The sequence below is a fragment of the Pseudoalteromonas sp. SR45-4 genome, assembly GCF_014163535.1.
GTDB lineage: Bacteria > Pseudomonadota > Gammaproteobacteria > Enterobacterales > Alteromonadaceae > Pseudoalteromonas > Pseudoalteromonas nigrifaciens.
The window spans coordinates 98,038-119,636 of sequence record NZ_JACJDO010000004.1; the positions used below are offsets into that span (position 1 = coordinate 98,038).

A 21,599-nucleotide genomic window follows, 5' to 3' on the forward strand; every position below is an offset into this window, starting at 1 on the left:
CTTTTCCTTTAAGTTAAGCTAGTAACACGAGCACGAGGGCCTTTTTCAGGCTCTGGTGGGGTAACTTGTTTTGACTTTATTTGTGCGTCAATTACATTTTTAGCGGCAATAAGTAGCCCAAGACCTAAAAAGGCACCCGGTGGTAAAATTGCGAGTAAAAATTGATTATCAAAGCTAAATACTTCAATGCGTAGGCTTTGTGCCCAAGGGCCAAGTAACAAGTCGGCGGCATCAAATAAAGTGCCTTGCCCAATTAGCTCGCGCATTGCGCCTAAAACAACAAGCACAATCATAAAGCCCAAACCCATCATTAGCCCATCAAACGCCGATAAGTGAACTGGGTTTTTAGATGCGTATGCTTCAGCGCGACCAATAATGGCGCAGTTAGTAACAATTAACGGAATAAAAATACCTAACGACTGATAAAGCCCATAGGTATAAGCGTTCATTAATAGCTGCACTATAGTTACAAAGCCGGCAATAATCATGACAAATACCGGTATACGAATATCTTTAGGTACCCAGTTTCGCACTATTGATACACTAATGTTAGAACCTACTAAAACAAGCAGTGTAGCCAGCCCTAAGCCAAGTGCGTTAGTAACTGTAGACGTAACAGCAAGCAATGGGCAAAGGCCTAATAGCTGTACTAGGGCAGGGTTGTTGACCCACATACCGTCTTTATATAGTGTTTTTAATTCACTCATTTAGTTACCTCTACACATTGGGCATTAGGTGCTGCAAAAATAGCATCAAATTCACTTTGAGCAAATAATACGGCATTTTTTACCGAGCCAACCACAGCGCGAGGTGTAATAGTTGCACCGGTAAATTGATCAAACTGGCCACCGTCTTTTTTAACCGCCCAACGTGCATCGCTACTGCTTTGTACAGTTAACGTTTTAAAGCTAGTGATCCACGGTGATTTTTTAACTTCTACTTTATCGCCTAGGCCTGGAGTTTCTTCGTGCTTAGTGGTACGCACACCGGCAATACTACCATCACTTAAAACCGCGGTTAGTAAGTTAATATCACCACTGTAACCACTTGGCGTTACGTGCCTTACAATAAGGGCTACAGGTTCATTGTTTTTACGGGCACGGTAAACTATTTGATTAGCGTAAGGGCCTAGTCGTTCATCTGAAATAATAACGCAATCTGTTGTTAGCTCGTTGTCGTAAGTACTCGGGTCGAGCACTTCTTGTAATTGTGAAGTAAGGTGCAATAGCTCTTGCTCTGCTATTTTATCGGCGGTAAGCATATTAATAGAGGCAACCAGCCCTGTAGTCACTAATGCAAAAGCAGTTAAAATAGCGCCGTTTTTAGCCATAGAGGATAGTATCATTTTGCTGCTCCGTGGCCATAAGTGCGCGGCTGTGTGTAGTAGTCAATTAAGGGAACAGCAATATTGAGCAGTAATACACTAAAAGCAACAGCATCAGGGAAGCCACCAAAGGTGCGAATTAAATACACTAATAAGCCAATAGCTGCGCCATAAATTAAGCGCCCTTTATTGGTGGTGGCAGCCGACACCGGATCGGTAGCAATAAAAAATGCAGCCATCATAGTGGCACCACTTAATAGATGAAGTATTATGCCAGGCTCTGTACCGGGCGCTGCTATATAACCTATGCCACTGCACAGCGCTAAGCTTGCAATAAAACTTACTGGGATATGCCAGTTAATTATTTTTTCTTTTAAAAGGTATAAACCACCGGCTAAAAAGCCTAAGTTAACCCACACCCATCCATGTCCAGCCCACTCATTAAATATCGGCTTTTGCATGCTTTCGGTTACGGTTAAACCATGGGCAATATCTGTTTTAATAGTGTCCAGTGGGGTTGCCATAGTAATGCCATCTATACCTGCACGTACTTGATCTAAACTAAAACCGGTGGCAGTAAAGTCGGTAAAAACAACCCTAAGCTGCTCGGTAAAACCAATCGGAGTATTTAATAACTCGGTAATTGGCATCCACGCGGTCATTTGTACCGGAAACGAAATTAATAATAATACATAAGCGGCCATAGCAGGGTTAAATAAATTAAACCCTAAACCACCATAGAGCTGCTTAACTATAACGATGGCAAATAAACAGCCAATAATAACTATCCACCAAGGGGCTAATGGCGGAATGCTCAATGCAAGTAGTACTGCGCTAAGCCACGCGCTGCCATCACTTAACGCGGGCCAAACGGGGCGTTTGCGAAGTAGCATTACTGCAGCTTCAAATACACTTACAGCAATCAGCGCTAATATGAGCTGAATAAGCACACCTGTACCAAAAAAGATGATCTGAGCAATTAGCCCAGGAATACACGCAGCAATAACGCAAAGCATTAATCGGGTTAACGATTTATGGCTATGGCTGTGAGGCGAACTGGCCATGGTTAATTTCACGACTGATCATTTCCTTCTTTTTGAGACTTTTTGGCTTTTGCTCGAGCAATAGCAGCAGCTACTGCGGCTTTTTTCTTGTCATCGTTCGCTTTAGGCTCGTCGGCTTTAGTACTAGATGCGGCGTCGTTATTCTCAACAGCGCTCGTTACTTGCGCATCATCAGTTGTACTTTCAGCATCGGCTAATGCTTTTGCGGCCTTTTTCGCTTTGGCGCGAGCAATGGCTGCGGCTACAGCGGCTTTTTTGTCATCAACGGGTGCATCGTTTTGTGGTGTATCGTCTGTTGTATTGTCAGCGTCTGCTAATGCTTTCGCTGCCTTTTTCGCTTTGGCGCGAGCAATGGCTGCGGCTACAGCAGCTTTTTTGTCATCAACGGGTGCATCGTTTTGCGGTGCATCGTCTGTTGTACTTTCAGCATCGGCTAATGCTTTCGCGGCCTTTTTCGCTTTGGCGCGAGCAATGGCAGCGGCTACAGCAGCTTTTTTGTCATCAACGGGGGCCTCGTTTTGCAGCGCATCATCAGTTGTACTTTCAGCGTCTGCTAATTGCGCGGCCTTTTTAGCTTTGGCGCGAGCAATGGCAGCGGCTACAGCAGCTTTTTTGTCATCAACGGGGGCCTCGTTTTGCGGTGCATCGTCAGTTGTACTTTCAGCGTTTGCTAGTTGTGCGGCCTTTTTAGCTTTAGCGCGAGCTATGGCTGCGGCTACAGCTAATTTTTTATCATCAGGGCTTGCTGGCTCATCACTTTGTGCTTTTTGCTCTTTATATTGTCGAGCTTGTTCTTTACGCAATGCGCGTTCTTTTGCTACTTCGCTATTATCAGGTTCAAGTGCATCGCCTTGTTGCTTTTTAGCTTTAGCACGGGCAATAGCAGCGGCTACGGCTGATTTTTCATCGCTATTAGCTGATTTACTTTTAACTCTTGCTAAAGCATCGGCTACTTTTTGTTTTTCGTCTGGTGTTTTAACTGCAGGCTTACGTTTATGGCGATTTTGTCGCTCAGCTTGTTCGCGATCAAGGCGCTCTTTTCGCGCATCAAAACGCTCTTTAGCACGATCTGCTTTAATTTTTTCTGCCTGCTGCTCTTTTATTTCTACCTTGGCTACCCGGTAGTACTGCACTAGCGGTATTTCACTTGGGCAAACGTAGGCACACGCGCCGCATTCTATGCAGTCAAACAAATTGTGTTCTTGTAGTTTGTCGTATTCTTTTGACTTAGCAAACCATTGTAATTGCTGAGGTAATAAAGAAGCAGGGCAAGCATCTGCACAGGCACTACAGCGTATACAGGCTTTTTCTGGGCCGGGCTCTGCAAGCTCTTTATGATCGGGCGCGAGTATACAGTTAGTGGTTTTTACCACGCCAATACGAATTGTTGGTAGGGTAAAGCCCATCATTGGGCCGCCCATAATTACTTGTTGCTGTGGTACCGGCGAAAAACCTTGGCAATCGAGTAAGTGCTTTATTTCGCTGCCTAATAAAGCCCATACATTTCCGGGTTTATGAATAGTATTACCCGTTACTGTGACTACGCGCTCAATTAAGGGTTTACCTTCATAAACAGCTTGTTGTATAGCAAATAAAGTACCGGTGTTATGTACCAGTATACCAACATCTGCCGGAATGCCATTATTAGGCACTTCGCGATTAGTAAGCAGTTTAATAAGCTGTTTTTCGCCACCAGAGGGATAAATAGTGGGCACTTTTTGCACCAATATTAAGCTATTATGCTCCGCTGCTTGTATCATTGCAGCAATTGCTTCTGGCTTGTTGTCCTCTATACCCACAATGCATAACGTAGGATTGAGCAGTTGTTGCATTAGCTCAATACCTTGCACTATTTGCTTGGCATGCTCGCGCATTAGCATGTCATCAGCTGTTATATAAGGTTCGCACTCAACCGCATTAATAATTAAAAACTCGATAGGTTGCTTAGTATCGGCTTTAACATAAGTTGGAAAACCAGCGCCTCCCATACCACTAATGCCCGCTTGATGAATAATATTAACAAGTTCATCGTGGCTTAGCGTTGCTGGGTTTTTAATTGGGTTAAGCTCGCACCATAAATCTTTACCATCGGGCTCAATTATTACACTAAGTTCAGGTAGGGCCGAAGGGTGCGCCGAAGGCATTAACTTTATGTCGGCTATTGTGCCTGAGGTTGGCGCATGCATAGGCACCGACCAGTTAGCTTTAGGTATGGTTAAAGCTTGGCCTTTTAAAACGTGCTGACCTTTCTCAACAATAAGTTTACCGTTAGCACCTATGTGTTGTTTAAGTGCAACTACGAGTTTGTCGGGTAATGGCAAGCGAGTAATACTGGCACTATTAGAGAGTGATTTTTGTTGTGGTGGGTGAACGCCGCCAGGGAATGGCCAAACGACCCCTTTTTTTATTTGTTCAAGTAACTTATCCACTCAAACCTCTAATCTATTTGTGTAACGGGAATTGCATTTAACTGCCATTTCCAGTTTTGTTTAGTTTCGGCTACAGGGAGCATATCAATGCAATCTACAGGGCAGGGCTCTACGCATAAATCGCAGCCAGTACATTCGTCAATTAATACAGTATGCATTTGTCGAGTTGCACCAACAATGGCGTCAACTGGGCATGCTTGTATACACTTGGTACAGCCAATGCATTCGTCTTCGCGAATATATGCCACAGTTTTAATTGGTTCAGCTTGCTCTCCGCCAGCTAAGGGCTTGGGATCAACGCCCATTAATTCGGCGAGCTTTTTCATAGTAGCTTCGCCGCCAGGTGGGCATTTGTTTATTTCGTCGCCATTGGCAATCGCTTCGGCGTATGGCCTACAGCCAGGGTAGCCACATTGGCCGCATTGAGTTTGCGGTAAAATGGTATCAATTTGCTCAACAATAGGGTTACTTTCTACCCGAAAGCGGATAGCGGCAAATCCTAAAATTAGGCCAAAAACTAATGCCAGTGAGCCTAGTGCTATTAATGCATAAAACAAGGTCATATTAAAACTTCACTAATCCGGTAAACCCCATAAATGCCATCGACATTAAGCCTGCGGTAATTAAGGCAATAGAGGCACCTTTAAAGGGGGTAGGAACATCGGCCGCTGCAAGGCGCTCTCGCAGGGCAGCAAACAATACAAGTACTAACGAAAAACCAACTGCGGCACCAAAGCCATAAACCGCAGACTGTAAAAAGGAGTGATCTTCTTTAATGTTAAGTAATGCAACGCCTAGCACAGCACAGTTTGTGGTTATAAGGGGTAAAAAAATACCCAGCAAGCGATATAAAGTAGGGCTTGTTTTACGTACTACCATTTCGGTAAATTGTACTACTACAGCGATCACTAAAATAAAGCTCATGGTGCGTAAATAGGTAATATCCAACGGTATTAAAATATATTGGTTAACTAAGTAGCTGGTTACAGAGGCAAGGGTAAGCACAAAAGTGGTAGCCAAAGACATACCTATAGCCGTGTCTAGTTTACTCGACACGCCCATAAACGGACACAAGCCTAAAAATTGTACTAATACAAAGTTATTAACCAGAACAGTGCCAATCAATAACAATACATATTCTGTCATGTGTGCCTCGCGCTATTAAAATCCAATGCATTATCCTTTTTTCTGCCGAGATAAACAACATGTGGAGTAGTTATCAGTCAAATAAATAGGGTAAAATAATTAACGCATAATGAAGATGTAAAATTACTGTAATTTGTTTGTAGAGTTTACTTAACGTTATGGTTTTAGTATGGGTTTAAAGTACTGGGCAGTAGTGAAAATAAAGCAAAAAAGAGCAACAAGTGCTCTTTTTATTAATTAAATAACCCAACCTTTGGTTAACTACGGCCTTATATCAAATGTCTTTAGGTTTTTCTATGTAGTAACCTTGTACACCATCTAAGCATAGGGTTTCTATAATGTGCTTTTCTTCTTGGCTTTCGACCCCTTCAGCAAAAACACTTACACCAATCCTGTGTGCTAAATCGACCATTAAGCGCATAAAATATTGATTGTTTTTATCATCTTCTAGGCCGCGGGTATAACTGGCATCCATTTTAATAAAGTCTGGTTTTAAATCGCGGAAAAACTTAAACGATGTTAAGCCAACACCAAAACGCTCAACTGTTATGCGAGCACCAACACGATGAATCATGTCAATAAAGCGTTTACTCGCTTTAATGTTTTGTTGTAGCCCAAATTCACTTACTTCAAAAACAAGTTTTGATGCAATATGGGTATCTTTTAATAATCGGCGTTCTAACCAAATTACAAACTGGTCGTTGTGCGCACTTGAAGGCGTAACATTTAAACCAAAAAACTTTTCTGAAAGATTTCGGCTTTTTATTTTCTCAAGTGATGAGTCAATAATTAGCCTGTCGATTTCTATAGCCATGTCGAGCTTTTCGGCCATAGCTAAAAATGAGGCTGTAGGCAGCATTTGATTATCTTCGGTTTTAAATCGCACCTGAATCTCAGCATACGCTTTAATATTTTTGCCCAAAGGCATAATATTTTGCATTACTAAATGCACACGCTTTGCTTCAATTACTTCATTTATAACTTTGCGCCAATTTTGATTACCAAATCCAGCACTTACATTATTAATTAAATCGCTTTCACGTTGTACATGCCAAGCGTTAGCATGTTTTGATTGCGCCATACTCATGGCGTTATCTACTACCGAAAGTAACTCACCAAGTGGTTTTGCTTTTTCGTAACCCACAATACCAGTATTAGCTACTGAGCTGAGCTCTTGGTTTTGCTGATACTGAGTAAAGCGAGATTGTAAGTTTTCACCAAAACGTTCGGCTTCTTTTAGCGGTATATTAGGTAATATAGCTACAAAATCAGAGCTGTTAAGTCTAAATACTTGGCTACCAGTATAAGTGCCACTAATGTGCTTAATAATATCAGCCACACCTTTAATGTATTCATCACCTTTTTGATAACCGCGGGTTTGGTTAATCGATTGCAGTTCACTACATCTAATTAAAGCGAGTGTACCAAAAGTGCTTTTTTCGCTGTTTTCTATATTTTTTTCATAGTACTCAACAAACATATTCCGATTGCCTAAATCGGTTACGCCGTCTTTATAGGCTTGATGTTTTATTGTGAGCGCTGCGTTTTGAAGATCTTCATTTTTACTTTTCAAAAAGTGCGATAAGCGATTAAAGGTAGGAACTAAGCTCTTTCCTTGGCTTTTGAGCCTGCTTGTGTCAAGACTTACTTCTAGGTCATGATCTAGCTGGTTTTGGTTTATATAAACATCAATAACATCAGCCACATCCATACTAACTCTTTGATTTACTCTATGAGAAAGGCTCTTCATTAACGCCATAGGAATAAGGACTAAAAAAGTACTAACAAGCACAATAATAAAAAACGCGCTTTGTAATAAGTGTGCAAAGCGTTGCACATTAAGTGTAAATTCTACTTTTATATCAGTATTACTACCGCTTACAAACTGAGGACGTACCGAGTTAAAATTTGTTTGTACAAATTCGGCAATAAAAGGCAGTGCAGGGGAGTGCGTTACTTTAAATACTTCAGTTCCTTGATTGTCTCTAAGGATGAAGTTTGCAAAAGTATCATTATTAGTAATAGCGCGTTTAAAATTGTTTGTTGATATATCAGATAAAGTTAAACCATCTATATAGTTTTGAACTGTAGCTTGTGCATTCTTTTGCGCTTCGTTAACTGTGTAATTAAAGCTAATAGCTATAAAATAACTACCAACGGCAACACATGCTAACCAAGAGAGTATTTGTATTAATATGAGTTTTTTAAAGCCTGCCATTTTTTCAATCTTTTAATTGTCAGAAAGGGAAGGAATCAAATCCTTGATTTATAAACTAATCGTAACACGAAAATTGAGTGAATATACTATAGTTATTAATCAGAAAGGGTAGTAGATATTGAGAGGAATGTCTATGGAATTATTAGCTATTGGCTCCCCCTCCCCGACTCGAACGGGGGACCTGCGGATTAACAGTCCGTCGCTCTAACCAACTGAGCTAAGGGGGAACTAAAGTAGTGCTATTTTATGATTTGGCTCCCCCTCCCCGACTCGAACGGGGGACCTGCGGATTAACAGTCCGTCGCTCTAACCAACTGAGCTAAGGGGGAACTACTATCATAAACATAAACTTGGCTCCCCCTCCCCGACTCGAACGGGGGACCTGCGGATTAACAGTCCGTCCCTCTAACCAACTGAGCTAAGGGGGAATCGTTTATGGTTGAAAAACTTGGCTCCCCCTCCCCGACTCGAACGGGGGACCTGCGGATTAACAGTCCGTCGCTCTAACCAACTGAGCTAAGGGGGAAGCGTCTTGCCTTTCAACGGGGCGAAATATTAATGATCCAGCCGCAAAGTGTCAACACATAAAAGATCATAAATACAAAAAAGAACTCTATTCGTTGTTTTTGTGTTCGATCTGCACGTTTTATAGCACAAATGCCAAAATTAAAGCGCGTCATTTTTATGAAAAAGTACTTTTGTTTTTAAAAATTATTAAATTAAAGGGCGTATTTACTTAATTTAAAATATAAAAAACAGCCATTACACCTAAAAATAGCGCTCAATATTACAAAAACATTACCGTAAAGAGCTTACACAGGCAGAGTGGTTTTTAAAATTTAACGCTTAAAATCGATTTAATACTTAAATTCCATAAAAAACGAATACGGCAAAAACTAAAAATATCTTTATTTAATTACTTATTAGTTAATAATTAGCCAATCGCAAAGGTTTGTACAAAAACAACACAATCAATAGCTTAAATAATTTTATTTACACCTTTAGGTTGCTCAATAAGGTGGTGATTGCAGCTAACAGCAAGCTTTACATTAAAGCCCAAGAAAGTTTTCATATTGGTAACGTGGATAAGTTTAATACGGCATTTTATTTGATCCGCTGTAACCCCTTTATAAATGCGGCTTTGAATGAGTTATCCACGGTTTCTGTGGATAACTCTGTTTATTAAACTTTATGAACTTCAGTACCCCCAGTATTTTAGGGGGCTGCAACGATTTCAAGTCTTTAAGAATGTTTTTTTAAATCATTAAAAAACAGTGTGTTATGAATTGATGCTGAAAGCGACTCTAACGATAAGTAAAACTTTTCGTGACGATAAAGTAAAAAAATATGTTGTGTGATAATGCACCATTTATGAAGCGTTAAATGTTATAAAAGTAATTTAAAAGATCTATATTTGTTTTATGGCGCTCTCAAGGTGAATTTATACGCTAAGGCTTGAAAACAAAGCTTTACTCCTTAGTTAGGTATTTAGCCCTCTATACTCAATAAAGCATGGCTTGAATTGCCCAGATGCTTTAAAATGTTTAGCTCAGTAAAAAGAGGCCAACTTATTCTATGCGCGTAATTTCAGAAAAACATACTCGCCCTGATTTACTCAATGATCCTATCTCGCCAACACTAAAAAAAATGACCATTCCAATGATATTTGGCTTGGTGTCCTTGATGATGTTTAACATTGTTGATACGTTTTTTATTAGCTTATTAGGAACAGAGCCATTAGCAGCCGTGAGCTTTACATTTCCGGTTACTTTTATGGTAATAAGCTTAGCCATTGGTTTGGGCATAGGCACTTCTGCGGTTATTGCAAAAGCCTTGGGCAGCCACAAAGTAAATGAAGCGCGTTTTGATGCCAGTATTTCTTTATTGGTTGCAGTGGTTTTGGTACTTATATTATCTTTTTTTGGTTATGTGTTTATTGACCCCATATTTACTTTATTAGGGGCCGGTGAAAACGTATTACCGCTAATACACCAGTATATGAATATATGGTTTTTAGGCAGCGTGTGTTTAATAACACCTATGATTGGCAACTCGGTATTACGTGCCAGCGGCGACACCAAAACCCCTAGCTTAGTTATGGGTGGGGCAGGGCTAATAAATGCTATTTGCGATCCCATACTTATTTTTGGCTTTGGACCTATTCCGGCATTAGGTATTGAAGGCGCGGCTATTTCTAGTGTTATTGCTTGGTCGGTAGCGGTAGTCGTTATTTTATATATATTACTAAAAAAACGTTTATTGAGCTTAAAAGCAGGTAAACAAACGGTTATTGGCGCTATTAGTAAAATATTAAAAATTGGTTTACCTGCGGCTGGGGCAAATATGCTTACGCCAGTTGCAATGGCAGTAATGACCGCATTGGTGGCTCATCATGGACCCGAAGCGGTTGCTGCATTTGGAGTCGGGAGCAAAATAGAATCTATTGCCAGCTTGTTAGTATTGGCGCTGTCGATGACATTACCGCCATTTATAAGCCAAAATTTTGGTGCCAGTAAATTATCAAGAGTGAAAGACGCTTACATTGGTACATTAAGATTTGTAATGGTTTGGCAGTTTATTATTTATATATTACTAATTGCTAGTGCAGGCGTGTTAAGCCAGTTATTTGGTAAAGAGCAAGCCGTTATTGATGTTATAAAACTATTTATTTACACCATCCCATTAAGTTACGGCTTACAAGGGGTGATCATATTATCAAACTCATCGTTTAATGCTTTGCATAAACCGATGAATGCGTTGTTTTTAAGTATTATTCGCTTATTTATTTTTTATTTACCCTTTGCGTATATAGGCAACGAACTTGCTGGCTTATTGGGATTATTTATTGGCGCTGCTGTGGGTAACTTATTTACGGCTTTGGTGGCCTACAAATGGTTTATGAAAGAGCTTGAAACATTAAGTAGTCAATCGTTACAGGAGTGCAGTCATTGAGCGATCATTTTCAACTAAAGTCACACTTTAAGCCTGCGGGAGATCAGCCCACCGCGATTGCGCAGTTATGCGAAGGGCTTGAAGCCGGGCTTGCTCATCAAACCTTGCTAGGTGCTACCGGTACAGGTAAAACCTTTACCATGGCTAACATTATTAACGACTTAAACCGTCCAACCATAATAATGGCACATAACAAAACCTTAGCCGCGCAACTTTACGGGGAAATGAAAGAGTTTTTTCCTAAAAACGCAGTTGAATATTTTGTTTCTTATTACGATTATTACCAGCCAGAAGCCTATGTGGTTTCTAGTGATACGTTTATAGAAAAAGATGCATCCATTAACGAGCACATTGAGCAAATGCGTTTAAGTGCTACAAAAGCGCTGCTTGAGCGCCGCGATACTATTATTGTAGCCTCAGTGTCGGCCATTTATGGTTTGGGCGATCCAAAATCATACATGAAAATGATGCTACTTTTAAAAGTGGGCGAAAAAGTGGATCAGCGCGACATGCTACGCCGCTTAGCCGAAATACAATATACCCGTAACGATGTAGACTTTAGCCGCGGCACATACCGAGTACGTGGCGAAGTGGTTGATATATTTCCTGCAGAATCGAGCACATTTGCAATACGTGTAGAAATGTTTGATGACGAAATAGAACGCTTAAGTATTTTTGACCCCCTTACCGGCGCAATTGAAAAACACATAGTGCGCACCACTATTTACCCTAAAACACACTATGTAACCCCGCGTGAAAAAATTCTTGGGGCTATCGAAAAAATACAAGAAGAGTTAAAAGATCGCCGAGCGCAGCTATTAAGTGCCAATAAATTAGTAGAAGAGCAACGCGTAACGCAGCGTACGCAGTACGACATTGAAATGATGCGCGAGCTAGGTTATTGCTCGGGTATAGAAAACTACAGCCGTTACTTATCGGGGCGTACACCGGGCGATCCGCCGCCAACTTTACTTGATTATTTACCCGACGATGCATTAATGATTATTGATGAATCGCATGTAACTGTGTCGCAAATCGGCGCTATGTACAAAGGCGACAGAAGCCGCAAAGAAAACCTGGTTGAATATGGCTTTAGAATGCCATCGGCCATGGATAACCGCCCACTGCGCTTTGAAGAATTTGAAGCTATTTCGCCACAAACAATTTATGTATCGGCAACCCCAGGCGATTTTGAATTAGATCGCTGCGTAGGCGCAATTGCAGAGCAAGTAATTCGACCAACAGGACTGCTTGATCCACTTATTGAAGTGCGCCCAGTGGGGGACCAGGTTGACGACTTGCTTTCAGAAATTTATAAAAGTGTTGAGAAAGGCGAGCGGGTACTGGTTACCACGCTAACCAAACGTATGTCGGAGGATTTAACCGACTACTTAAGTGAGCACAATGTAAAAGTGCGCTACCTTCACTCAGATATAGACACCGTAGAGCGAGTCGAAATTATTCGCGATTTACGCGCTGGAGTATTTGATGTGTTAGTAGGCATTAACTTACTGCGTGAAGGCCTCGATATGCCAGAAGTAGCACTGGTGGCAATTCTTGATGCCGATAAAGAAGGCTTTTTACGCTCAGCGCGCTCTATTATTCAAACCGTAGGCCGCGCCGCACGTCATTTAGAAGGGCGCGCAATTTTATACGGTGACCGAATTACAAAATCGATGGCTAAGGCGATGGACGAAACCGCACGTAGGCGCGAAATTCAGCATGCTTATAATATTGAACACGGTATTGAACCACATTCGTTAGCCAAAAAGATTCTAGATTCGATGGACGTAGGCGAAGAAGCAGGGCCAAAAGATAACCTTAGACTCATTCGTAAAGAGTCTAAAAAAGTCCTTAGTGCTAAAGAAATCACAGTGCAAATTAAGCAACTCGACAGTAAAATGCACGCTTACGCCAGTGACCTAGAATTTGAAAAAGCAGCCTCAGTGCGTGATGAAATACACGAACTCCAACAACAGTTGATAAATTAACTATGACCCCTAATTTTACTCCACTTATTGACGCATTAGCCGATGCCCCTTTATTAAAAAATGAGCTGTGCCGCGTGTTTCATGGCCGCGGCCATAGCGTAGAAGCGCTAAGCTATATTAACTTAGACTTTTACCCACCTAGTTTGTTTTTAGTGTCTTATGATGAAATAGATGAGCCAACGCTGAGCGAACTAACCAGTGTGCTGTGGCAATGGGCGCAGCAACATCACCCTGAGCTTATTACTGCGCTTGTGTATCAGCAGCGCGCGGGTGTACAAAGCCAAAACACTCTGGTTTATGGGCAATTGCCTAGCCAACATGTGGTAAAAGAAAACGGTATTGGCTTTTTAGTTGATTTAACCAGCCGCCAAAATACTGGAATATTTCCTGATATGCGCAGCGGCCGTGAGTTTGTGCAAGGAAACAGTAAACAGGCAAAAGTACTTAACTTATTTTCGTATACCTGCGGGTTTTCGCTGGCGGCAATGCAAGGCGGAGCCGATCATGTAATGAACATGGATATGAGCAAAGGCGTGCTTAGGGTGGGTAAACAAAATCATCAGCTCAATGGCTTTGATAAAGGGGTGAGCTTTTTACCGCATGATATTTTAAAGTCGTTTGGTAAATTAAAAAAAGCAGCACCGTTTGATCTCATTATTGTTGATCCGCCAAGCTTTCAAAAAGGCAGCTTTATTTTAACGAAAGACTATCAAAAAGTACTGCGCAGATTACCTGAGCTATTAAGCGATACAACCCAGTTATTACTTTGCGCTAACAGCCCAGAGCTTAGTGAAGAGGCTTTTAAAGCCTTAATTATAGAGCACACAGAGGGCGCTATTGAGTTTGTTGAACGGTTAGCTGCTACAGAGCGTTTTATTGAAGTAGATCGTGACAGAAGCTTAAAAGCGCTTGTTTATAAAACATCGCAAACAGTAGCCTAATTTAAATTATGACTCTTAATTAATAACCAGTTTTTAGTTATTAGTTACCAGTAAAAAATGAGCCGTGGCGCAATGTTTATAATACATGCGCCATTTTTATTACTAAGGCGCTATTTACCTAAAGTAGTGTTTATGAGGGTAATGGGTAATTTTACTTTTAAGGCTGGCATTCCTGCACCCGATCATCACAAACGCAGAGCTTAATTAATTAAATATTAGCCACTTAGAATTGCACATAAATGTGATCTAATATCATCGTTAATAACGTAAATAGCTACAGACAATACATTGCCATGTGCGAACTAATTTATGCCAAATAAAAACAGCCACCGTATACCTCTCGTCAATAATAAAAAATGGCAATACAGTTACGAGCAGCCAATTTCGTATGCCCCTTTGGTGCAGTTAAAGAATAATAATTGGGTTGTTCCACAGCATTTTTTACGCTACCAACACACACTTGAAAGTGTTAATACAGTGCTTGAAAATATCGACTTTTCGGCGCACTTTAGAGTGGTTGCTGCCCAGCAAAATGAACAGCTTTACTTACAAGTGGCAGTGCTTAGCCCAGACAACTATTCAAATAATTCAAACTGCGAGAAAAATAGCGCAGCTAACAAAAATCACACTCGCGCAAAAAAATTATTATTTGGCAGGCGCTGGCTAGTAGAAAAAAACCTACCAACCTCAGAGCTTATTCAAACTGCGTTTTTAGCACTTAAAATAGCACGAGAGCACGAAGTGCGAGAGCTGCTGCAATTAACGCATAAAGGGGCAACAAGTACGCCATTTAATAACCACCACGACTTGTCATTAATGGCGCAAAACCCTGAGTTGGTAAGTAATAGCACTGATCAAGCGAGCGCTCAATCGATAGCTAAACGGCTGATATTTGCCGGTATGAGCATAGTGATTAAAAACCATCAAGTAATAACCAGTAAACAGCACTTATATACGCTTGAGCTTAATTGTAGTGATTGCCAATTAAATGAGTTTAATAATAAAACCATGGCATTTTTAATAACCGATACGTCGGCAAATAGCTTTTTACATGGCTTTATTACAGCGCTTGTAGCCATTAGTAACGAGTATGTAAGCGAGCACTTTAAATATAAAAATTTTGCACGCTTTAGCAAACAGGTAATGGCCGAGCAAATAGGGGAGTTAAGTGTAGCTATACGTTCGCCAGACGCGCTAGGCTTGTGCTCTATGGGCAAGCAGCACGCTAATCAATTAAACTTTGAAATAGACAGCACCCGAGCACCACAGGGCTGTGGTCAGGTTATTGGTGGTTTTTTAGCTGCCCACGGTATTGAGCAGCCAGAAAACGCCCATTTATATGAAAATTATTTATAGTTTATTTATTTCTTGTTTTACGTCAAAGCTTGAATCGGTAACTATGGTTTCAAGGGTTTGCACACGCTCTTTTAATGCTTGAACTTGCGCACTTACTTCAGCAAGGTGCTTATTAGCATCGCTATTATTATTTTGCATACGGTGTTTAAATTCTAAATGTTTTTTGTACATATCGTATATAACTCCAGAGCCAACAGATATAAGTACAATTAATACAATCATGGTAGTGCCCGACATAACCGCTTCCTGTTAATTACTTTGGTTAAAGTATAACCGTAATACATTTACGATAAAGCGCCTAATTGTAACTTTATTTTTCTAAATGTTGATTGCCGGTGTGCTGGTAGTTTATACATTGGCTATATTGTGTAATGATTAAGCAAAGAGTTTGCCCCTTTTATTAACTAATTAAGTGAGCTGCTATGTTAAATAATAAAATTCCTCCACTTGTTGTTGTGCTTTTTTTTGCATTAATAATGGCCTTAATTGCACATTATAGTGTGATTGATTTTAGTGCCTTTATTTTATATTTAACGGTGAGTTTAGTAACTATAGGCTGCGTATTTTGTATTGCCGGATTGGTTAGTTTTCGTTTGGCTAACACCACAGTAAACCCAAGTAAACCAGAGCAAGCGACAAATTTAGTTACCAGTGGCGTTTATAGGTTTTCTCGTAACCCTATGTATGTGGGTTTTGTATTTATACTACTAGGGTGGGGTATTTGGTTAAGCTCGTTATGGGCACTTTTGTGTGTGGCGGGTTTTATTGCCTACTTAACACTGTTTCAAATTATTCCTGAAGAGCGGGCGCTTACTCAGCTCTTTGGTGAGGATTACATCCAATACAAAAACAAAGTAAAACGCTGGCTATAAACAAGCACCCATAAAAAAGGCTATCGATGATAGCCTTAATAAATTGTTTATTCGTATTCTAGCGGGTCGGTTAAGTTATTGACCTCAAATGCTTCTAAGCGCTCTTGGCATGCTCCACATTTACCACAGGCTTTTTCACGGCCGTTATAACAGGTCCATGTTTGGCTGTAATCTAAGCCCATTGCAATACCATCGGTTAAAATATCAATTTTTGTATTGTTTAAATACGGGCTAAAAATTTCTACGGCATCGTAGTTGGCAATGCGGCACACATCATCCATTTTTTGCACAAATTCAGGACGACAATCAGGGTAAATCGCATGATCCCCAGAGTGGGCACCATAATAAACCTGGCTCGCTTTAAGCGACACTGCATAACCTACCGCTAAAGACAGTAAAATCATATTACGGTTTGGTACTATTGTGCTTTTCATGCTGTCTTCTTCGTAATGGCCTTCTGGCACGTCAATATCATCAGTTAAAGATGAGCCGCCAATAATTTGATTAATAGCCGAAATATCAACAATTTTGTGTGGCACATTTAATTGCTTACATACCTGGGCTGCCACCTTAAGTTCTTTTACATGACGCTGACCATAGTCAAACGATAAGGCATAAACATCATGTCCTTGTTGCAGGGCCTTATTTAATACGGTAAATGAATCCATACCGCCGGAATAAATAACTACTACTTTTTGCGTCATATCTGGTTTTGCTCTTTAGTTTTAATAGAGGTTTATATCAGGGCACGATATACTACATGCCCACGGCATAAATAACAATTTTTGCGCTGCGCTATTTAGTCCTTAATGGTAGCAATTTTGCTGCTTGATCGTAAGTGAGTTCTCTTTTGTACAAAATAAATGAAGTGTTTGAAACCATCCAAGGTGAAGCTAGTTATACTGGTACACCGTCTATATTTTTGCGTTTGCAAGGTTGCCCAGTAGGGTGCTCTTGGTGCGATACAAAACAAACATGGGATGTTGATAATGTGTACAAAGTGTCGCTTGACGAAACAGTAGAAAAAAAGGCCGATTCAGATCATTGGGCACAAGCCAGCGCAGCAAACATATTAGCGTTATTTCAATCACGTGGTTATACCGCAAAGCATGTGGTGATCACAGGTGGCGAGCCTTGCATGTACGACTTAAACCCAGTGTGTAATTTATTGCACGAAAACGGCTTCAGTACGCAAATAGAAACCAGCGGCACCTTTGAAATACTTGCCCCAGCGCAAACTTGGGTTACTGTATCGCCAAAAATTAATATGCGCGGCGGTTTTGAGGTACTTACAACCGCCATGCAGCGCGCCAACGAAATTAAACACCCCGTTGCCATGCAAAAGCATGTAGAGGAGCTAGAAGAGCTGTTTGTTAAAACGGGTGTTAACCCTAAATTGGTTTATTTACAGCCTATTAGCCAAAAAGAGTCTGCAACTAAACTGGCTATTAAAACCTGTATTGCTAAAAACTGGCGCTTATCAATTCAAGTGCATAAGTATTTAGGGATTAGCTAATAATTAAGCCGGGTTTTAAGTGATTAGCTGTGAGCTAATACCAGCTCGGCGTTAATTTATATTACGTAGGTCGGATAAGCGAAGCGCCATCCGACACCCTTAATTACATCTACCCTAAAGCTTACTTCGCTAATACTAATAACTAGTTTACTATGCGCCACCCAAATTACTTACCCTTTAATAACTAGGCCAATATGTCCGCAAATGCTTTATACACAGATCTCTCTGGTTACTATGACTTAATGTGCGCTGATATAGATTATCAAGCTCAAAGCCATTTTATTAAACGGTTACACCAAATTTTTGGTAATGGCGCAAATACACACCTAGATTTAGCGTGTGGCACAGGCCCGCATGTACGGCATTTTATTAATTTTGGCTATACAAGCAGTGGCCTCGACATTAATCAACCTATGCTAGATAGAGCCGCTATTCGCTGCCCAGAAGCACAATTTACATTGCAAAATATGAGCGAGTTTACCGTAGCGCAGCAGCAAAATTTAATTACCTGTTTTTTGTATTCAATTCACTACTGTGATGGCATTGAAAAATTAAAAGCATGTATCATCAGCGTACATAACGCACTAAAAGCCGGTGGCATGTTGTGTTTTAACGCAGTTGATAAAAATACTATAAATAACGATTCATTTGTAAAACATACAGCAACTAGTGAAAATAGTTTATTTACCTTCAGCTCTGGCTGGCATTACAGTGGCACGGGCGAAAAACAGTCGCTAAAACTGCGTATTGAAAAAACCACAAGCGATGAAACATTCATCTGGAATGATGAACACCCCATGGTGGCGCTTAGCTTCACCGAGCTAAAAGCAGTTTTACAGCCTTATTTCGAAATCCATATATTTGAGCATAACTATGAGCAAATAACCCCGTGGAATGGTAATTCGGGCAATGCTATTTTTGCTTGCGTAAAAATTTAAGACAAACGACGTAGGTTGGGTAGAGCGTAGCGAAACCCAACGAATACCCACCCCCTAATAAACCCGCATTATATATTTGAAAACGTAGGTCGGATAAGCGAAGCGCCATCCGACACAGCAAAATATCTTGCCAATTATTATCAGCATTTAGCGTTGTCGTACGATTGGAGATCAGTCGTTAATTAATCGTGATGTCTGAAGTCAAGATTTGACCCCTTTGTCTTCACAGGCGGCATTTTTTCACATGGCCCTTGCCGAGCAGTGGCAATTTGCGCCGGTATTTTATCTAATGACATAGTATTAACTTATCAATGGCTTTATCTTATAGTATAAAAATTCTACTCTATCGGCAGTAACCCAGCTGGCGAAAAACAGTTGCCGCTAAAACACAAAAGCAGGAAAACTATGAAAACACTGTTAATTGTTGCCCATGCGCCCTCTAAAAATACCCAGTTAATGGTTAATGCTGTTTTGACAGGGGCACAGCATCCTGATATTGAGCAAGTACAAGCCCGCTGGGTATCACCATTAAACGCCACACCTGAAGATGTATTAGCTTGCGATGCGATAATTATGGGCACGACGGAAAACCTCGGTTATATGAGTGGCGCATTGAAAGATTTTTTTGACCGTTGTTATTACCCTTGCCTAGATGTAAAACAGGGTTTGCCTTGTGCATTATTTGTTCGTGCTGGTAACGATGGTACTGGTACTTGCCGAGCAGTTGAATCAATTTGTAGTGGCTTGCGTTGGCACTGGGCTCATCCACCATTAGTGTGTAGTGGCGACTGGCAACCAGCGTTTCTTGAGCAATGCGAAGCGTTAGGTATGACCATAGCAGCTGGGCTTGATGTGGGGATTTATTAACGAACCAAAACACAGGGTAAGCCGCGTGCTCTACCCAGGCTGAGTATACTTACCCGGGCCAATATGCTAAGGTTTAAATTAAAATAATTGTAGGAGAAACAAAATGTTAGCAGAATCAGAATATACGATGAATAACTTGTTTGCGCAATTAGGATTAGACAGTTCGGATGACGCCATTAATGAGTTTATCGAAAAAAATCAATTAGCAGCAGGCGAATCATTAAAAGAATCTAAGATTTGGAATGATAGCCAACGCACGTTTCTCCAAGAGGAATGGGATAAAAACAGCATGTGGACTCAAGTCATCGATGATTTAAATTTACTTTTGTCAAACGTCGCTGAGTAAATAAATTTGCAGTAATTATCAGATAATAGATATGTCGATCTTGGGCGTAGCGAATGTAGAACAAAAACCATAGAAAGCCGTAGGGGTCAAATCTTGACTTCGAAAGCCGTAGGGGTCAAATCTTGACTTCAGACATTATCATCATTGAGCGTTTGATAGTCGCTGTGAGTTTACCTTTCGATGAAAAGTATAATTTAATCAACACCCACAAAAAAGCGTTGCCCTTGAGCAACGCTTTTTTATGTCTAATTTCTAACAGCGAGTAACTTACTCTGCCGCTAACTTATTCTGCTGCGAGATAATCCAACACTACCTGATGGTGATCTTTGGTTTTAAACTTATCGAACAGGTGTTTAATTTTGCCGTCTTGACCGATTAAGAACGTCAGGCGGTGTATGCCGTCGTATTCTTTGCCCATAAATTTTTTGTAGCCCCAAATTCCAAATGCATCTGCAATGGCGTGATCTTCATCTGAGAGTAAATCGAAGTTAAGTTCTTTTTTAGTTTCGAAGTTTTTAAGGCGTTTAATTGGATCTGGGCTTATGCCTACTACGCGGGTGTTAAATTTTGCCAGCTCTGCTTGCTGGTCGCGTAGGTTTTCGGCTTGTACGGTACAGCCAGGTGTTGACGCCTTAGGGTAAAAATAAACCAGTACTTGTTGCTGTTTTAACAACTCGCTTAAGGTGATTGTTTCGTCGTTTTGGTTTTGTAAGCTAAAAGCGGGGGCGTTGTCGCCGGCTTGTAATGGGCTGATTTTGTTCATGCTTGCTCCTTAATTTAACGAATACGTCTAAATATATAGTCTACGTTGAGAAGGTGAGAAAGTTTTTCAAAACTAATTTTAAATTGGTCTACATCTACTTCAACAGGAATATTAAACTCTAGTTCACAGCGCATTCTCATTACTGCTTCTTCGTCATCATAAGTGTCTGACTTTAGTGAGCAAATAATAATATTGTTGTCTGCAAAAAAGCGCGTAACTTTACTCAAAGTGCCGGGTGTGTCGGTGCCTGTGTACTCTAGTGTGTAACCGGCGCGAAACGCTCCTTGGTTATGACTTGCTGTGCGCTTCATCATAGTGAGCAAACCCAGTTCCATCGCTTTGGTAGGCAGGGTGTGTTCTATGCGGCTAATAGCCGACATGTCACCGCTAAGTAGCATGATAAATGTAAATTCGTTACCTAAAATAGCAATGCGGCTATCTATTATATTACAGTGGCAATCGCTTACTAGCTGAGTTAACTCACTAACTATGCCAGACCTGTCTTCGCCAATAGCTGTTAAAACAATTTGATGATTTGAGTGTGCAGTCATGGGTTTAAATACCTAAGTTACTTGAATTACAACAGCGCAGTTGGCAACACAAAAAGTAAACACATAAAGTTGCGTGGCGGCGAAGTTTAACACAAAAACGTGTTTAAACTACACAGGCTGCTAATTTAGCAGTTTAAAAGTACAGTGTTTCTTGTTTTTACAAGCATGGGAAAGTACCATAGCCCAAATGTGTCTATTTGTTGCTTACTTTTGTTAACAGAGGTGAGTATTAAGCAACCAGGCAACCAAATTATAACTGTAAAGTTAATATTGATTTTACACTGAACCAAATCGGCATTACCCACTCATATACTTGTTAAAACAA

20 protein-coding genes and 4 tRNA genes are annotated in these 21,599 nt (G+C 40.6%); 9 read left to right on the top strand and 15 right to left on the bottom strand.

The annotated features are described in order from the left end of the window. Positions 1-8: 8 nt before the first annotated feature. The 11 genes from H5058_RS03365 to H5058_RS03415 all read right to left on the bottom strand — a co-directional run bounded on the left by H5058_RS03365 (position 9) and on the right by H5058_RS03415 (position 8,707). A complete protein-coding gene (locus H5058_RS03365) occupies positions 9-707 on the bottom strand; it encodes an electron transport complex subunit E (protein WP_089367996.1) in 699 nt (232 codons plus the stop codon). Further along, on the bottom strand, positions 704-1,345 hold the full coding sequence (rsxG, locus tag H5058_RS03370; RefSeq protein ID WP_011327787.1) for an electron transport complex subunit RsxG: 642 nt from the start codon (positions 1,343-1,345) through the stop codon (positions 704-706). The genes H5058_RS03365 and rsxG overlap by 4 nt, the downstream gene beginning before the upstream one ends. Beyond that, the gene (rsxD, locus tag H5058_RS03375) at positions 1,342-2,400 is read right to left on the bottom strand and encodes an electron transport complex subunit RsxD (RefSeq protein ID WP_089367998.1); all 1,059 of its coding nucleotides are present in this window, start codon (positions 2,398-2,400) and stop codon (positions 1,342-1,344) included. Before rsxD ends, rsxG begins: the two co-directional genes overlap by 4 nt. Then, entirely contained in the window at positions 2,397-4,817 is a 2,421-nt protein-coding gene (gene rsxC, locus H5058_RS03380; RefSeq protein WP_182676854.1) for an electron transport complex subunit RsxC, read from the bottom strand. Before rsxC ends, rsxD begins: the two co-directional genes overlap by 4 nt. 8 nt (positions 4,818-4,825) lie before the next feature. Further along, entirely contained in the window at positions 4,826-5,380 is a 555-nt protein-coding gene (gene rsxB / locus H5058_RS03385; protein ID WP_011327790.1) for an electron transport complex subunit RsxB, read from the bottom strand. A gap of 1 nt (position 5,381) precedes the next feature. Further along, positions 5,382-5,963 (bottom strand): electron transport complex subunit RsxA, encoded by a 582-nt coding sequence (gene rsxA, locus H5058_RS03390; protein ID WP_011327791.1) that lies wholly within the window; start codon positions 5,961-5,963, stop codon positions 5,382-5,384. Positions 5,964-6,237: 274 nt separating this feature from the next. Next, positions 6,238-8,181, bottom strand: a complete 1,944-nt coding sequence (locus H5058_RS03395) for an EAL domain-containing protein (RefSeq protein ID WP_182676856.1) — start codon at positions 8,179-8,181, stop codon at positions 6,238-6,240. A gap of 150 nt (positions 8,182-8,331) precedes the next feature. Beyond that, positions 8,332-8,408: transfer RNA gene (locus H5058_RS03400), tRNA-Asn, on the bottom strand. 25 nt (positions 8,409-8,433) lie between these two features. After that, positions 8,434-8,510, bottom strand: a tRNA-Asn gene (locus H5058_RS03405). A gap of 22 nt (positions 8,511-8,532) precedes the next feature. Next, positions 8,533-8,609: transfer RNA gene (locus H5058_RS03410), tRNA-Asn, on the bottom strand. Between the two features lie 21 nt (positions 8,610-8,630). Then, a tRNA-Asn gene (locus H5058_RS03415) sits at positions 8,631-8,707 on the bottom strand. Positions 8,708-9,756: 1,049 nt separating this feature from the next. Here H5058_RS03415 and H5058_RS03420 point away from each other — a divergent pair. The 4 genes from H5058_RS03420 to H5058_RS03435 all read left to right on the top strand — a co-directional run bounded on the left by H5058_RS03420 (position 9,757) and on the right by H5058_RS03435 (position 15,421). Further along, positions 9,757-11,133: an MATE family efflux transporter gene (locus H5058_RS03420; protein ID WP_182676857.1), complete on the top strand. Its 1,377-nt coding sequence runs from the start codon at positions 9,757-9,759 to the stop codon at positions 11,131-11,133. Then, a complete protein-coding gene (gene uvrB, locus H5058_RS03425) occupies positions 11,130-13,124 on the top strand; it encodes an excinuclease ABC subunit UvrB (protein WP_011327796.1) in 1,995 nt (664 codons plus the stop codon). The genes H5058_RS03420 and uvrB overlap by 4 nt, the downstream gene beginning before the upstream one ends. A 2-nt stretch (positions 13,125-13,126) precedes the next feature. Next, a complete protein-coding gene (locus H5058_RS03430; protein WP_182676859.1) occupies positions 13,127-14,065 on the top strand; it encodes a class I SAM-dependent methyltransferase in 939 nt (312 codons plus the stop codon). Positions 14,066-14,374: 309 nt separating this feature from the next. Next, complete coding sequence (locus H5058_RS03435; protein WP_182676861.1) at positions 14,375-15,421, top strand: hypothetical protein; 1,047 nt, start codon at positions 14,375-14,377, stop codon at positions 15,419-15,421. On the opposite strand, the gene H5058_RS03440 is transcribed toward H5058_RS03435, so the two are convergent. Then, on the bottom strand, positions 15,416-15,658 hold the full coding sequence (locus tag H5058_RS03440) for a hypothetical protein (protein WP_011327800.1): 243 nt from the start codon (positions 15,656-15,658) through the stop codon (positions 15,416-15,418). The two genes, H5058_RS03435 and H5058_RS03440, sit on opposite strands and share 6 nt — an antisense overlap. A 185-nt stretch (positions 15,659-15,843) precedes the next feature. On the opposite strand from H5058_RS03440, the gene H5058_RS03445 reads away from it, so the two are divergent. Further along, positions 15,844-16,293 carry an isoprenylcysteine carboxylmethyltransferase family protein gene (locus H5058_RS03445; RefSeq protein ID WP_011327801.1) on the top strand — a complete coding sequence of 150 codons (450 nt, stop codon included), beginning with the start codon at positions 15,844-15,846 and terminating at the stop codon, positions 16,291-16,293. 47 nt (positions 16,294-16,340) lie between these two features. On the opposite strand, the gene queC is transcribed toward H5058_RS03445, so the two are convergent. After that, entirely contained in the window at positions 16,341-16,997 is a 657-nt protein-coding gene (gene queC / locus H5058_RS03450; protein WP_011327802.1) for a 7-cyano-7-deazaguanine synthase QueC, read from the bottom strand. Positions 16,998-17,143: 146 nt separating this feature from the next. Here queC and queE point away from each other — a divergent pair, with 146 nt between their 5' ends. From queE to H5058_RS03470, 4 genes are all read left to right on the top strand, one after another. Next, entirely contained in the window at positions 17,144-17,809 is a 666-nt protein-coding gene (gene queE / locus H5058_RS03455; protein ID WP_041454388.1) for a 7-carboxy-7-deazaguanine synthase QueE, read from the top strand. Positions 17,810-18,003: 194 nt separating this feature from the next. Further along, positions 18,004-18,747, top strand: coding sequence for a class I SAM-dependent methyltransferase (locus tag H5058_RS03460; RefSeq protein WP_089368006.1), 744 nt, complete (start codon positions 18,004-18,006; stop codon positions 18,745-18,747). A gap of 405 nt (positions 18,748-19,152) precedes the next feature. Then, positions 19,153-19,614 (top strand): flavodoxin family protein, encoded by a 462-nt coding sequence (locus H5058_RS03465; RefSeq protein ID WP_182676863.1) that lies wholly within the window; start codon positions 19,153-19,155, stop codon positions 19,612-19,614. Positions 19,615-19,717: 103 nt separating this feature from the next. Beyond that, entirely contained in the window at positions 19,718-19,960 is a 243-nt protein-coding gene (locus H5058_RS03470; RefSeq protein WP_011327807.1) for a DUF2789 domain-containing protein, read from the top strand. Positions 19,961-20,243: 283 nt separating this feature from the next. On the opposite strand, the gene bcp is transcribed toward H5058_RS03470, so the two are convergent. Continuing rightward, positions 20,244-20,723 carry a thioredoxin-dependent thiol peroxidase gene (gene bcp / locus H5058_RS03475; protein WP_058373011.1) on the bottom strand — a complete coding sequence of 160 codons (480 nt, stop codon included), beginning with the start codon at positions 20,721-20,723 and terminating at the stop codon, positions 20,244-20,246. Between the two features lie 14 nt (positions 20,724-20,737). Then, entirely contained in the window at positions 20,738-21,274 is a 537-nt protein-coding gene (locus H5058_RS03480; protein WP_011327809.1) for a glycine cleavage system protein R, read from the bottom strand. Between the last annotated feature and the right edge of the window lie 325 nt (positions 21,275-21,599).